This window comes from Pseudomonas sp. NPDC086566, assembly GCF_050280885.1.
In the GTDB taxonomy this organism is placed as follows: Bacteria; Pseudomonadota; Gammaproteobacteria; order Pseudomonadales; family Pseudomonadaceae; genus Aquipseudomonas; species Aquipseudomonas vlassakiae.
Genome location: NZ_JBNNWD010000004.1, coordinates 510,844 through 525,620, shown reverse-complemented (window position 1 = coordinate 525,620; position 14,777 = coordinate 510,844). Strand labels below are relative to the sequence as shown.

Annotated in this window: 10 protein-coding genes; 4 read left to right on the top strand and 6 right to left on the bottom strand. The window is 64.5% G+C overall.

Going from position 1 to position 14,777, the window contains the following annotated elements; genetic code table 11:
* Positions 1–55: 55 nt before the first annotated feature.
* A complete protein-coding gene (pbpC, locus tag ACQKPS_RS12285) occupies positions 56–2,410 on the bottom strand; it encodes a peptidoglycan glycosyltransferase PbpC (RefSeq protein ID WP_254482999.1) in 2,355 nt (784 codons plus the stop codon).
* A gap of 77 nt (positions 2,411–2,487) precedes the next feature.
* Between pbpC and ACQKPS_RS12280 the strand changes: the two genes are divergently transcribed.
* On the top strand, positions 2,488–2,781 hold the full coding sequence (locus tag ACQKPS_RS12280; protein WP_254482997.1) for a hypothetical protein: 294 nt from the start codon (positions 2,488–2,490) through the stop codon (positions 2,779–2,781).
* 160 nt (positions 2,782–2,941) lie between these two features.
* Here ACQKPS_RS12280 and ACQKPS_RS12275 read toward each other — a convergent pair whose 3' ends face one another.
* Entirely contained in the window at positions 2,942–7,843 is a 4,902-nt protein-coding gene (locus ACQKPS_RS12275; RefSeq protein WP_427604226.1) for an alpha-2-macroglobulin family protein, read from the bottom strand.
* A gap of 180 nt (positions 7,844–8,023) precedes the next feature.
* Between ACQKPS_RS12275 and ACQKPS_RS12270 the strand changes: the two genes are divergently transcribed.
* The 3 genes from ACQKPS_RS12270 (at position 8,024) to ACQKPS_RS12260 (ending at position 10,274) form a co-directional block, all read left to right on the top strand.
* Positions 8,024–9,376, top strand: a complete 1,353-nt coding sequence (locus tag ACQKPS_RS12270; protein WP_427604224.1) for an MATE family efflux transporter — start codon at positions 8,024–8,026, stop codon at positions 9,374–9,376.
* Positions 9,377–9,478: 102 nt separating this feature from the next.
* Complete coding sequence (locus tag ACQKPS_RS12265) at positions 9,479–9,865, top strand: polymorphic toxin type 44 domain-containing protein (RefSeq protein WP_254482988.1); 387 nt, start codon at positions 9,479–9,481, stop codon at positions 9,863–9,865.
* Positions 9,843–10,274, top strand: a complete 432-nt coding sequence (locus ACQKPS_RS12260) for a hypothetical protein (RefSeq protein WP_254482987.1) — start codon at positions 9,843–9,845, stop codon at positions 10,272–10,274. The genes ACQKPS_RS12265 and ACQKPS_RS12260 overlap by 23 nt, the downstream gene beginning before the upstream one ends.
* A gap of 105 nt (positions 10,275–10,379) precedes the next feature.
* Here the strand turns inward: ACQKPS_RS12260 and speA are convergent, their stop codons facing one another.
* From speA to ACQKPS_RS12240, 4 genes are all read right to left on the bottom strand, one after another.
* Positions 10,380–12,293 (bottom strand): arginine decarboxylase, encoded by a 1,914-nt coding sequence (gene speA, locus ACQKPS_RS12255; protein ID WP_254482986.1) that lies wholly within the window; start codon positions 12,291–12,293, stop codon positions 10,380–10,382.
* A 151-nt stretch (positions 12,294–12,444) separates the two neighbouring features.
* Positions 12,445–12,816: a translation initiation factor Sui1 gene (locus tag ACQKPS_RS12250; RefSeq protein WP_176509643.1), complete on the bottom strand. Its 372-nt coding sequence runs from the start codon at positions 12,814–12,816 to the stop codon at positions 12,445–12,447.
* Between the two features lie 296 nt (positions 12,817–13,112).
* Positions 13,113–13,649: an NUDIX hydrolase gene (locus ACQKPS_RS12245; protein ID WP_254482985.1), complete on the bottom strand. Its 537-nt coding sequence runs from the start codon at positions 13,647–13,649 to the stop codon at positions 13,113–13,115.
* A 2-nt stretch (positions 13,650–13,651) separates the two neighbouring features.
* Positions 13,652–14,719 carry a DUF2333 family protein gene (locus ACQKPS_RS12240; RefSeq protein WP_054886852.1) on the bottom strand — a complete coding sequence of 356 codons (1,068 nt, stop codon included), beginning with the start codon at positions 14,717–14,719 and terminating at the stop codon, positions 13,652–13,654.
* Positions 14,720–14,777: the final 58 nt, after the last annotated feature.

Here is a 14,777-nt window from a genome sequence, read left to right as displayed (position 1 = left end):
GCCGGCCTCACCCGTCACATGCAAGCGTAGGTGTTGCCCTGGTAAACGTCGAACCCTACTCGTTGACCTGGAACGCCACCCGCGCCGTTTCTCCACTTTCGTCCAAGGCACTGAGTTCGAACTGCCCGGCCTGGTCGAAGCGCACCAGCATGCTGCCCTGCCCTTCGCTTTCGCCCAGCGGCTGGCCGTTGAGGAACCACCAGCGCCGCCCGCCACCGCCGAGGGCAGACACCTGCAATTGCAAGGGTTCACTGCTGGAGGCCGGGCGCCGCAGGTGGTCGCCGGGGCGCACGCCGACGATGGACAGCGGCGGCGCACTGGCCGGTACCTGGGGCGGGCAGCTCGGGTCCACCGCCGGCAGCCGCGCCGCACGCCGCTCGACGCGTGGCAACCAAGGCTCCAGCGGCGCTGGCCACAACGCGATGTCGAGCGCCTTGGCCCCGGGGCAACTGCCATCCACGCGCAGGCCCTGGGCATTGACCCAGATGCTTTCGCGCAGCCCCAGGCCGAGCGGCTGGTCGGCGGCCTGCAAGGTGGGAGGCGTGGTGCCATCGAGGGTCCAGGCAAAGCGCTGGCGCCGACAGTTCGGGTCCTGCCGGTTCATGGGCTGGCCCAGCGGCCAGCAGATGGCCGCCACCCCGACACTGTCCGGCACGCGCTCCACTGGCACCCGGATGCCTCGCTGGCTGTCGCGGTTGCTCAGCAGGTCATGCACTTGCAGCATCAGCGGCGCCGCCGAGGCCAGGCCGAACTGCCCGGGCACGGGCGTGCCATCAGGGCGACCGATCCAGACACCGATCAGGTAGCGCGGCCCGACGCCGATCGACCAGGCATCGCGGAAGCCATAGCTGGTGCCGGTCTTCCAGGCCAGTTGTGGGCGCTGTACCAGTTCGGCATGCGGGTCGCGGTCGGGCCGCGCCTGGCCACTGAGGATGCGCCGGATGATCCAGGCCGCGCCTGGCGACATCAATTGGCGCTCCAGCAAGGGATCCTGCGGTTGCAGGCGTACCTGCGCACTGTTGCCACCCCGGGCCAGCGCCGCATAACCGCCGACCAGGTCCTCCAGGCGGCTGCCGGCTCCGCCCAGAATCAATGCCAGGTTGGGCTCGGCCAACGGCGGCAGCGCCAACGGCACGCCGGCCATGCGTAACTGTGCGGCGAAGCGCTTGGGGCCATAGGCTTCGAGCAATTGCACCGCTGGCAGGTTGAGCGACAGCGCCAGCGCCGAACTGGCAGAGACCGGGCCGCTGAAGCCCATCGAGAAATTGCCGGGGCGATAGTCGCCGTAGCGCCGCGGCACATCCTGCAACAGCGATTCGGAATGAATCAGGCCATCATCCATGGCCAGGCCGTAAAGAAACGGCTTGAGCGTCGAACCCGGCGAGCGTAATGAGCGGACCATGTCGACATGGCCAAAACGGCGCTCGTCGTTCAGGTCGATCGAGCCCAGGTAGGCGCGTACCGCCATGGTTTGTGCCTCGACCACCAGGATCGCCGCCGAGGTGCGCTCCGGCAAGCGCGCACGCCACCCCAGCAACAGGTCTTCCAGACGCCGTTGCAACGAGGCGTCGAGGGTGGTGCGAATCAACGTCGGGCTGTCAGCGGTGTACAGCCGCCGCGCCAGCAGCGGAGCAAGCGCAGGTTCCTGACGCGGGGCCAGCAGCAATGGCTCTTCAGCCGCCTCCTTGATCTGTTGCGCCGGCCACACCTGGTACTCGTCCAGGCGCTGCAACACCTTGTCGCGGGCGCGTTGGGCACGGGCCGGGTGGCGGTCCGGGCGCAAGCGGCTCGGTGCCTGCGGCAGCACGGCCAGCAGTGCGGCTTCGGCGGGTGTGAGCTGCTGCGGCGACTTGCCCAGGTAAGCCCAGCTGGCCGCTGCCACGCCCTGCAAGGTCCCGCCGAACGGGGCACGGTTCAGGTAGATCTGCAGGATCTCGCGCTTGGACAGGTGCCACTCCAGCTGGACGGTGCGCCACAGCTGCCGCAGCTTGCCGGCCAAGGTCCGATCATGCGGGTCGAGCAGTCGGGCAACCTGCATCGACAACGTGCTGCCGCCAGACACTACCCGCCCACCGCGCAGGTTGAGCCAGACCGCCCGCGCCAACGCCAGCGGGTTGACCCCTGGGTGGTGGTAGAACCAGCGGTCTTCGTAGGTCAACAGGGCCTGCAGGTAAAGCGGTGAAACATCCTCCGGGCTGACCGGATAGCGCCACACCCCATCGGCATCGGCAAAGCGCCACAATGGAGTGCCGTCTTCAGCCAGCACCACCCTTGCCAGGTCATTGCCCGGCAACGGCAGCGGCCAGATGCGGTCGGCCAGCCACAACAGGCCGAGCAACATCAGGATGCTGACCGCGGCAGCACGCACAAGCCTTCCCGCTCGGGTACGCGGCCGCGCTAAGCTTGGCATCGGGAACCGACCTGGCCAGGTAGTGGCCAAAGGCTTGGGAACGGCAAACGTGCCGATTCGTTCATCAGGAAGCAACTATGCATGTAGAAGGTTTTTTCGAGTGGCTTGGCCAGGCACTGGGGTCGGTGATCCGCTTCATCGTCGACGCCTTGAGCGGCCTGTTCAACCTGCTGGCCAACGCCGGGGGCAATTTCATCGATGGCCTGGCACGCACGTTGGGCATGGACACCTCGCTGCTCAGCATCCTCGCCCTGATCATCGGCCTGATGCTGCTGTACTCGGCGATCCGCGCCTTCATGCGTGCTTCGATCATCCTCGGGATCATCTGGCTGATGCTGGGGCTGTGGGTGATGAGCTGGGTGATTCACTGACATTGAACTGCCCGGCGCGGACCTGTGGGGCGGCCTTGTGTCGCGAAAGGGCTGCGCAGCAGCCCCAGGATCTCAGCTCCGTAGCTTGAAATGCCGGGGCCGCTTTGCGGCCCTTTCGCGACACAAGGCCGCTCCCACATAGTCCGTGCAAGGCAGGTGCTTAGCGGGCTTTTACAGTCATCTCCCCTTGCCCGTCCCCCACGGCCTGCAGGTTCGGCCGATACATCGACTCCACTTGTGGCGGCGGCACCCGGTAGGTGCCCGGGGTCACCGCACGCGCCAGGTACAACAGGTGCGTGGTGCCATAGCCGTCGAGCTTGAGGGCCGCCACGTAGCGGTCATCACGGTACTCCTGATGCACCACGCTGGCGTTCTGCATCGACTCGCGCCACTGCTTCACCGCGCTGCTGGCGTTGTCCAGGCTGGCAGCGCTCTGGGCCAGGTTCTGGTTCTCCAGTTCCAGGCCAGCAGGCAGCAGGTCAACCACCAATGCATCCGGCACGCGATCGCTGCTCTTGAGCGCCAGGTGCACCAGCACCAGGTCGCCGCTGCGCAGGTTATGCAGGTCCAGCGGCTGGCCATTCATGCCCAGGTAGTCGCGGCGAATCTCCATGCCGTTGCCACCGGTAGCAGGCGCCTGGCGTGGATAGCCCGACAGGGTCAGTTGCTGGTAGAGCGTTTCGCTGCCCTCGTTCTGCACAGTCAGAGGTGAGGCCAGCAACGGCCCCTCGAGCTTCATGCCCGCCTCGACATTATTGAACTCACGCACCTCACCGGCACTGTCCAGGCGTGCCTTCCACGGCGCTTCCGGCTTGCCCAGCAGCCCCCGGCCGGCCAGGTACAAGGCATTGCGCTCCTGGGTCGACAGCCAACGGTTGGCCGCCAGCTCGTCCGACAGGGCGAACAGGCGCTGGTCGACCTGGTTGCTGGCCAGCTTGCTTTCCTGCAGCAGCGCCAGGATCAGCGCCTGGTCGCGCAGGCTGCTGCCGTAGTCGGCCATCCAGCCCTTGCTGCGGCTGATGCCCAGGCCCGCCTGCAGCGCCTGCCCGGCACGCGGCTTGTCGCCCATGGCGTCCAGCGCTACTGCCAGTTGCACCAGCGGCAGGCCGGAGCGGGCATCGGCACGGCGCTCGAACAGGCTGCGCAGGGCACCCAGCGGTGCCTGCTGGCTGCGCGACAGCACCAGCGCAGCATAGGCCTGTACGGCAAAGCGGGTGTGCTCGGCATTTTCGCTGTAGTCGACTTCGATCAGATTACGTTCCTGGAGGTAGCGCAACAGGCGTTCGTTGGCCTTCTTCAAGGCCTCGGCCGGCACGCCGTAGCCTTGGTCGCGGGCACGCAACAGGAAGTCGGTGACATAGGCGGTCAGCCAGTATTCCTCTTCACTGTCCGAGCTCCACAGGCCGAAGCTGCCGTTGTAGCGCTGCATGCCCAGCAGGTGCTCGATGCCCATCTCGATCTTGCGCTTGCGCACCTCGGCCGGCTCGCCCTTGATGCCCAGGCGTTTGAGGCTTTCGGCATCAGCGTACAGCGACGGGTAGAGGCCGCTGGTGGTCTGCTCCAGGCAGCCGTAAGGGTAGGCTTCGAGGGCGCGGATCTGCTCGGCGAGGTTCAGTGGCGGGCGGCTCGACAGCGCCAGGCTGGCTTCAAGGCCGGCTGGCTCGAAGGCGGCCAGGTCGCTTTCCGGCAGGGTCCATGGCTGGTCCTTGAGGGCCACACGGTAATGCTTGAGCAGCGCCGGGTAGGCCGGGCGCACGCCCAACGTCCATTCGCGTTCGAAGGTGTTTGCCGGTTCGCCCGGCAGTTGCAGGCCATTGACCCGCACCCGCACCTTGCCCTGCCCCAGGCCACCCTGGGCCTGTACCGGGATGAGCAGCGTGCTGCGCTGGCCTTCGGCCAGGGCGACAGCCTGCTGGGCGCTGGCCGTCAGGCTCAACTGGCCCTCGGCAAGGATCTCGACATTCAACTGCTGGGCACGCCCCGACAGGTTGGCCAGGTCCAGCGCCAGGCTGGTGCGGTCACCACCCGCCAGGAAGCGCGGCGCCGACAGCTCGGCGATCAGCGGCGCGGCCACCACCGTCTTGCCTTCGGCCATGCCGAAGTGCTCGTCGGTCCAGGCCTGGGCCATCAGCCGCAACTCGCCATTGAAATCGGGAATATCCACGCTTGCCTCGCCTTCGCCCTGGTCGTTCAGGGTCACCGGCAGGCTTTGCTGGGCAACGATGGTCACCGTGGTGTTAGGGCGCTTGCCCCCCTTCGCCATCGCCGCGTCACCGCCGAAGGCCAGGCTGGCCAAACGGCCCTGGCCGGCCTCGATCAGCTGGCCGTAGATGTCCAGCTGGTCGGCACCGTAGGCCTTGCGGCCGAACAGGCTGGCGAACGGGTCGGGGGTCTTGAAGTCGGTGATGTTGAGGATGCCCACGTCGACTGCGGACAGCAACACGTGCACCTGCTTCGGCACGCTGCCATCGGCATTGGCGGCCTTGATCTTTACCGTCAGCGGCTGCTTGGGCCGCATCTTCTCAGGCGCCTGCAGGCTGACCGCCAGCTTGCGCTCGGCCCGCGCCAGCGGCAGGTGCAGCACGCCGACGGCGCGCTTGGGCGTGGCATTGGCCTTGCGTTCACCCGGGCGGATCACCAGCGCGCTGATGTACAGGTCGTGGCGCGCCCATTGTTTGTCCAGTTGCACATCGAAGGTCTTGCCCTCGGCGGGCACCTCGATTTCCTGCCACCACAGCGGGCCATCGCTGGACTCGATCATCAGGTAGCCACTGCCGGCCGCAGGCGGGGTCACGGTGACCTTGGCGGTGGCACCGTCGGCATAGGCCGGCTTGTCCAGCGCCAGCTTCACCTGGTCGGGCCGCACCGCGCCGCCTTCGGCGTTGTCCTGGGCGCGGTAACCGGCCCAGAAGCGCTCGCTGGAAACCAGCCCGGTCTCAGGGTCTTCCACCTCGACCCGGTACGGGCCCCATTCCACCTGGAAGCTCAATTTTGCAGTGGAGCCGGCCTTGACGCTGACCGTCTCCTCGCTCTGGGTGAGGAATTTTTCGTTGTAGTCGTAGCTCCAGCCATCGCTCTGCGAGTAGTTCCAGTAGTAGTCGCGACGCTCACGGATCAGTCGCACCTTCAGGTCATTGGCGGCGAGCTTGTTGCCTTTGCGGTCGGCCACGAGAACTTCGAATTCGACCGGGCCGTCGCTGTCGGTTTCTTCGCCGTCGAACAGGCCGCGCAGGCCGGGCAGGCGCTCGGCAGGCCAGATCGGCTGCTCGAGGCGGCGGGTGATTGGCCGGCCGCCGGATTCCTGCAGGCTGGCCTGCACGGTCAACTGCAACGGCGAGCGTGCTTCGGCCCAATGGCTCTCGATATCGACCACTGCTTTGCCGGCCTGGTCGAGGGTAACTTCGTCGAGTTCCAGGTCCTGGGCCAATTCGGTTTCGGTCACGGAGCCGAACTGGTAACCCGGCAGCGCTGGCACCGCTTCACGCAGCGGGCGCACATAGGCTTGGCCACTCAGGCGATTGCCAGCGGCAGGCGCACCGTAGAGGTAGCGGCCATTGACCTGGATGCGCGCATCCTCCTCGGGCGACAGCGGCGTATCGCTGCCCTTGAGCTCAAGCGCCAGGCGCTCGGGGAGGAAGTCTTCGACCAGGAACTCATAAACCTGCTTGCGCCCGCCACCCAGGTCGAGCAGCAGTTGCCAGCGGCCAGTCGGCGCCTCCGTGGCCAGCTGCAACTGGTATTGATACAGACCACTGGCGTCAGCTTCCCAGACGAACTTGCGGCTGACCTGTTCATCCGGGCGGCGCACCTCGACGCTGACCGGCTGGGCCTTCACCGGCTTGCCATCCTGGTCGCGCAGCAAGCCGTTGAGCAGCACCGTTTCACCCGGGCGGTAGAGGTCGCGCGGGCCGAAGATGAAGAATTGCAGCGGGTTGGCCTGAGGGCCGGTGATGTCGAACTCGGCCAGGTCCAGGGCCGCGGTGTTCAGCCGCAGCAGGGTGGTGTGCACGCCCTGGGTAGCGATCAGCGTATCGGCCTTGGCGGTGATCGGCAGTTGGGCATGGCCGGCGCCATCGGTCCTGGCCTGGGCCAGCAGCTTGCCCTTGTCGTCATGCAATTCGAGGTTGACGTCCTTGAGCGCCTTGCCGCCTTCCAGGGCCTGGGCGAACACATCCAGGCGGTCACGGTAGCGGTGGGCGGACACGCCGATGTCGCTGAGGGTGAACAGCGTCGCCGGCTGTGAATAGTCATAGGTACCCGAGGCGCGCATCACTGCCAGGTACACACCGGGCTCCTGCAGCGGCTTGATGCCTGCAATCGGCAGCAGCACGGTCTCGCGGGTGTTGCGCGCCGGGTTCAGGTCGAAGCGGCCGCTGTAGACCAGCTCGGCCATGTCCAGGGTTTCCTTGGACTGGTAGTAGTACAGGCTGCTGTTGCGGCCCCAGTTGGCGAGGAAGGTCGAGAGCATCTCTGGCTTGACCCGGAAGAACTCGACATCGACCTTCGGCACGTTCAACGCGATCACCGGCAGGCCTTCGGCCAGGCGCGTGGGCAGTAACGAACCGCGGCTGGCAAAGCCGACAGTGGCCTGCATGTCACGGGTTTCCAGGCGGCTCACGGATTCACTGTCGAGCTTGTTGCCGTTGACGGCCAGCAGGCCCTTGTCGACGGTCAGCACCAGCTTGCGCTGCGGCTCGAGGTGGCGCAGGCGCAATTCCATCTGGTTGTCGGAGAGTTCCCAGGCGCCATCGACCTTGCCTTTGACCGTATCGACCAGGTGCACCTTGGCGGCGAAGTCCTGCTTGGCGTCCAGCGGCGCCGAGAAGCTGATCGACAGGGTACTGGCGCCATCGAGTTGCACTTCAGAGACGTCCAGCACGCTGAGCTCGCGCCCCTCATAGCGTTTGGCGAGGACGGCAGGGTCTTCTCGCTTGGCCGCGGGGGCCTCGACCGCAGCGCTTGCAGCCGGTTTTTCGGGGGACGCGGGCTTGTCCGGCGTCGAGGAATCACAGGCACTGAGCAGGGCCAGCGCGCAGGCCAGCAACAATCCTTTGTTGAGCATGGAGTGGTAACTCTTTGGCAGCGTGTACGTAAGGGCAGCAACTATAGCGCAACGGCGCGTCCGGGGCTTTCGTCGATGCGGCAAGTGAGACCATGTTCGCGCAGATTGGTTGCCCGGCCGGTACACTGTGACCAGCCGAACCCTGGGGCCGCTTCGCGCCCCACAGCCTCAGGAATTGCAATGTCGCAACTGACCACCGACTGGCAGCACCGCCCCACCCACCGCAGGGTATGGGCGCTGGCCGCGCCGATGATCCTCTCCAACATTTCGGTACCGCTGGTGGCCTTGGTCGACAGCACCGTGATCGGCCACCTGCCCCACGCCCACCAGCTCGGCGCGGTGGCAGTGGGCGCCACGCTGTTCACTTTCATGGTCGGCCTGATGGGCTTCCTGCGCATGGGCTCCACTGGCTTCGCGGCACAGGCCGCCGGGCGTGCCGACGGCACGGCGCTGCGCCAGGTACTGGTGCAGGGGCTGCTGCTGGCCGTGGCCTTCGCGCTACTGATCGGCCTCCTTGCCCTGCCCTTCAGTCAGCTGGCACTGCACGCCATGCAACCGAGCGAGGCGTTGCAGCAAGCCACCGAAGGCTTCTTCCATACTCGGTTGCTCGGCCTGCCGGCAGCGCTCGCCAGTTATGCGCTGGTCGGCTGGTTCCTTGGCACCCAGAACGCTCGAGCGCCACTGGCGATTCTGCTGACCACCAACCTGCTGAACATCGCCCTCAACCTGTGGTTCGTGCTGGGCCTGAACTGGGGCGTGCTGGGTTCGGCACGGGCCTCGGTGGTCGCCGAATGGTGCGCTGCCCTGCTCGGCCTGGCCCTGACCCGCCCAGCGCTTCGTGCCTACCCCGGGCAGATCGCCTGGGCTGCGCTCAAGCGCTGGCAGGCGTGGCGGCCATTGCTGGCGGTGAACCGCGACATTTTCCTGCGCAGCCTGGCGTTGCAGCTGGTGTTCCTGCTGATCACCGTGCAGGGCGCACGGCTGGGTGAAGCTACGGTGGCGGCCAACGCCCTGCTGCTCAACGGGCTGCTGCTCACCGCCTACGCCCTCGATGGCCTGGCGCACGCCGTGGAGGCGCTGTGCGGGCATGCCATTGGTGCGCGGGACCGGGATACCTTACGCCGCTCGCTGGTGGTGGCCTGTGGTTGGTCGTTGATCACCAGCCTGGGGTTTGCCGGCCTTTTCCTGCTGGGCGGGCACCTGTTCATCGACTTGCAGACCAATATCGATGGCGTGCGGACGGCGGCTTACCCGTACCTGCCGTATCTGGCGCTGCTGCCGTTGATCGCGGTGTGGAGCTACCTGCTCGACGGACTGTTCATCGGCGCCACCCGGGCACGGGAGATGCGTAACACGATGGTGCTGTCGGTGCTGATTGCGCTGCCCTTGGGTGCGATCATGAGCGGGTTTGGCAACCATGGGTTGTGGTTGGCCTTTCTCGGGTTCATGGCGTTGCGGGCGGTGACGTTGGGGTGGGTTGGGTGGAAGTTGAACCTGCAAGGCAAGTGGATAGGGCAGCAGAACACAATATGAAAGAATTGCTCAGTTGACTGCACTAGATTGCTCAAGGCAAAAAAAAGACCTTTGCCCACAGAGGGGTAATCACCATAGCTATGCGATGAGCAAGGAGCCATCATGTACCCACCACCCGCACCTTCTGGCGTCTGTGTAATCAGCAACATGCATGCTGCCAGTCGTGAGCGTCATTACTTCAAAAATGGCGGAACCGGCTTTCTAATATCGTGGTTCTATTCCAAGGTTCGAAATCGAGGTGACTGGGATTACAAACAACAAGGAAGGGAGTATGAGGCCTTGGGCAATTTCAATTACGGCGCAACCGGAACTGCTGCTGGTCTCTCGGAAGAATTCTTGTTGAGAGGCGCCGGGTGGGCGCAAAGCCGTGCTGGCACCAGTAACTCTACATTTGGCTCGTGGTGGGGGGACCCGCCTTATGGTGACGATCCCGAAGATCAGGAATGGATCAAAGCAGGTATCAGATATGCGAAGACGTTCGGCTACTAAATGGCTGATAGCAGCCCTGCTTCTGCTCGCCCTCGGTCAAGCCCTGTGGATTCTCACCTCAGACTCCAAACCTGTATTGACCAAGATTGTTTCTGTCACCCCTATTGGCAAACACAGCGCAGTCTATGAAGTGCTAAGTAATGACGGGGGCGCGACAGTGCCGCTGATTTATTTGTACTTTGTGGCTGAAAAAACTCAGCAAGAGGAGCAGGTGCTACCGAATCTCAAGAAACTCACACCCTTCCTGGTGACACGGCAATCTGGCGCGATAGAGCACGTGGACGGTTTGAAAGTAGCGGCCCGAACTCAGGATACGGTGTACAGCTATTCGAGCACATCGATTCTCAAAGAGAATGGTGCTGTTGTGCCAATCACTATCGAGCTCACGGCAACAGCTCACCCAAAATAGAAAAAGAAGGGGCCGCCTTGCGGCCCTTTCCGACCGGTCCGGCGCCCCGGCAAGGCCGCTCCCACAAGAAAAGCCATACAGCTTTTGCAGGAGCGGCCTCGGCGATCACGAGGAGAGGTAGGAAGAACGCGTCAGACCAAGACGCAGCGCATCGAGGAACTGGGTCCGCTCACGCGCAGTGATCTTGGCGCTGGCCACCTTGTCTCGGTAATGCGTCATCAACTCCTCCGGCGACAGATGCACGTAGCGCAGCATGTCTTCGATGGTGTCATGGGTCTCGATACCGGCGTGGTACACGCTGCCATCGGCGTTTTGGTAGATGTTCACCGAGTCGGTGTCACCGAACAGGTTGTGCATGTCGCCCAGGATTTCCTGGTAGGCACCGACCAGGAACACGCCCAGCAAGTAATCCTCGCCCTCTTTGACCGCATGCACCGGCATGCTGGTCTCGATGCTCTGCTCGTCGACGTACTGGTTGATCTTGCCGTCGGAGTCGCAGGTCAGGTCCTGCAGTACCGCACGGCGCATCGGCTCTTCGTCCAGGCGGTGCAGCGGGATGATCGGCAGTACCTGGCCGATGGCCCAGGTGTCCGGCAGGCTCTGGAACACCGAGAAGTTGCAGATGTACTTGTCGGCCAGCTTGTCGTTGAGCTCGTCAAGTACCTGGCGGTGCGAGCGCTGGCGGGCCTTCAGCGAGTTGTGCAGGCGGCGGCACACGGCGAAGTAGCACTGCTCGGCCAGGGCCTTTTCGGCCAGGCTGATCTTGCCATCGGCATACTGCGCCGCCACATCGCCCATGTAGTGGGTGGCGCGCCAGTAGGTTTCGGTGACCATTTCGATATCGGTCGGGCCCAGCAGGTCGACCAGCCATTGCACGGTTTCCGGCAGGGCTTCCTTGTTGTCGATGGTTGGCACGTCGTCGTTGTGCTTCTCGACGTCGGTCACCTGGATCACCAGCATCGCGTGGTGCGCGGTCAGCGAACGGCCGCTCTCGGAGAAGATGTGCGGGTGCGGCAAGCCCTGCGCGTCGCAGAACTCCTTGAGCATGCCCACCACCACGCCGGCGTAGTCGTCCATGTCGTAGTTGATCGAACTGGCGTTACGCGAGTGGGTACCGTCGTAGTCCACACCCAGGCCACCGCCGACGTCGATGTGGTCGACCGGCAGGCCCAGCGCACGCAGCTCGCCGTAGTAGCGGATGGCTTCCTTGAAACCGTGCTGGTAGTCGGCCAGGTTGGCGATCTGCGAACCCATGTGGAAGTGCAGCAGGCGGATGCCCTGGTCCAGGCCCGCATCGCGGAAGCGCTGCACCACCGAGATCAGCTGGGCGGCAGACAAACCGAACTTGGATTTCTCGCCCCCGGTGTCGGCCCACTTGCTCGACGCCAGCGACGACAGGCGCACGCGCAGGCCTACCTGCGGCTTGACCTTGAGATCGGCGGCTTCATCGATCACCAGCGCCACTTCCGACTCTTTCTCGATGACGATGAACACGTTATGGCCGAGCTTCTGGCCCATCAGCGCCAGGCGGATGAACTCGCGGTCCTTGTAGCCGTTGCAGACGATGGTGCCGCCTTTCGGCGCCAGCGCCAGCACCGCCAGCAGCTCAGGCTTGGAACCGGCTTCAAGGCCGATCGAGACGTCCTGCGTGGCGATGATGTTTTCCACCACCGCTTCCTGCTGGTTGACCTTGATCGGGTACAGCGCGGTGTACTGGCTCTGGTATTCCAGGCGCGCGATATTGGCATCGAAGGCACCGGTCAGCTGGCGCACGCGGTCCTGCAGGATGTCGGGGAAGCGCACCAGCAGCGGCAGCGACAGGCCGCTCTGGCGCAGCTCGTCGACCTGCTCGAACAGGTCGATCGGCGCGCTGCCTGGGCCGTTGGGGCGCACTTCGACGCGCCCGGCTTCATTGATGGCGAAATAACCAGCGCCCCAATGGCGGATGCCGTAAACACTGCGGCTGTCGGCCACGGTCCATTGGCTACCATCGTCTTTGCGTGTGCGTCGTACGGACATTGAAGTCCCCTATAGATAAGTCGAAGACACTGCCCCGCAAGGAGGCGGGCGCAGTGTAAAAGCCGAAAATGACGAATCGTCCGTGCCCTGGGTAGACCCAGATCACCGGAACGAGTTTAGAAAGCGTTGGGCAAAAAATCGCCTGGGCGTATCAGCCGCCGGACTTTTTCGCCTTGAAGCCCTGCTTGATCAGCTCGGCGATCAGCAGCTCGACATGGTCGCCCTGGATCTCGATGACCCCATCCTTCAGCGCACCGCCTGTACCGCAGCGACGCTTGAGAGTGGTGGCCAGCTCCTTGAGCTGGTCGAGCGGCAGCGGCACGCCGGTGACGGTCGTCACGGTCTTGCCGCCACGGCCTTTGCTTTCACGACGCACACGGGCGATGCCGTCACCTTCAGGGATGACGTGCTGCTTGCAGGTGCAGGCGTCCACCGGCTGGCCACAGTCGGGGCAGTGCCGACCGGCATCGGTGGAGTAAACGAGACCGCCAAGGGCGGCGAAGGAAGAAGCTTTCTTGGCCACTTTTGTTCCTCTGTGCTGAGGACAAAAACTGGTCGACCCCAGGGGTTGGGCCCGACCGCGAAGCCCCACTCTGGCAGGGGCGGCGCTACTGCCGAACGATCTTGCGGCAGCCCGAAAAGGGCGCGCAGTGTAACGATAAATCAGGCCCTTGCTAAGTACTGGAATGCGCCATTTTGCGAATGTTTTGCGACTATTCGCGGGCACGCCCGCTCCCACAAGGGCTGTGCCGTACTTGAGACCGGCGCTGTACCTGTGGGAGCGGGCGTGCCCGCGAAAAGGCCGGGACAGCCAAAAAACTATACCTGGCTGGCCTTGTAGCGCTGCAACGCCGCCAGCGAGTCCGGGCAATACGGCTTTATCAGGCTGTCTTGCTCGGCCTGCTCAAGGCTGACGAATTTCGCCTCGATCACTTCCTCAGGCTGCAAACGCAGGGGGGCATCCGATACGGCAGAATACACCGCGCACCACAGGTGGTTGTCCGGCATATCGAAATAGAACCGCTCATGAAAGCGCAGTTCGACACCTTCGATCCCCAGTTCCTCGGCCAGCTCGCGGGCAGCCGAATCGTCATAGGCCTCCCCTGCCGTCACCATGCCACCGGCCGCCACGTCCCAATACCCCGGGTACAGCGCCTTGCTCAGGGCCCGCCGGTGCACGCACAGCTCGCCGGCACTGTTGAACAATAGGATGAACGTGCAGCGGCCGATCAGGCCACGCTCGCGCAGCTCGGCCCTGGGCAGCGCGCCAAGCACCTGGTCGGCTTCGTCGACCCAAGTGACCAGTTCACGGTCGGAAGCCGCCCGGTGGGCGGCCTCGTCGGCGCTGATGGCCATGCTCAACCCTGCGACAGCAGCTGACGCAGGTCGATGACGGCAGCGTTGGCCCGGGAAATGTAGTTGGCCATGACCAGCGAGTGGTTGGCCCACATGCCGAAGCCGCTGCCATTGAGCACCATCGGGCTCCACAACGGTTCCTGCGAGGCTTCCAGCTCACGGATGATCTGGCGCACGCTGACGGTGGCGTTCTTCTTCGCCAGCACGTCGGCGAAGTCGACTTCGATGGCGCGCAGCAGGTGCGACAGCGCCCAGGCCTGGCCACGGGCTTCGTAGAAGACGTTGTCGATCTGCAGCCATGGGGTTTCCACCAGCTCTTCATCCACCTGTGGCGCCTGGCCGGCAACGACCGACTCGGTCTTCAGCGTGGTGTTGAGCTTGACCCGCCCGACACTGGCCGACAGGCGCTGCGACAGCGAACCCAGACGGGTGGCCACGTCACCCAGCCAGTTGTTCAGGTTGTCGGCACGGGTATAGAAGATCGCGCCCTTGTCGCCAGCGGCCAGGCGGGTCTGGTAACGCGTCAGCGACTTGATGCCCTCTTCGAACTCCGACTCGCTCGAAGGCAGGATCCAGCTCTTGTTATCGAAGTTGAAGCGCGGCTCGGCCTTGGCCAGGTCGGCATCTTCGGTGGACTGCGATTGCGAACGGGCAAAATCCTTGCGCAGGGCACGGGACAGGTCACGCACCTGCACCAGCACGCCGTACTCCCAGCTCGGCATGTTGTCCATCCACAGGCCCGGCGGGAAGCGGTCGTTGGAAATGTACCCGCCCGGCTTGTTCAGCAAGGTCCCAGCCACGGTCTTGAGGGTTTCGATGGTGGTGTAGCCGACTACCATCTGCTGGCCGCTGCGCTCGGCGGCGGCCTGGGCATTCTGCTGTACCGGGAACAGCTTCGGCTCCTGGCTCCAGTACCAGCCCAGGCCGATGCAGACCAGCAGGTACAACCCGATGAGGGTCCCCAGGGCTCGGCTCCAAAGCCCGCCAAGGTAGCTACGGGCTGCGGCGCCGCGGCCATCCACACGCTCGCGGGGCTCGGCTTTGGCCTCGCGGTTTTTCCAGTCCAGCATGGCGTTGTCCTTAATCAGTCACGACGGTTCAGGGCTTGGACCACAGGCCAGCGCCAGG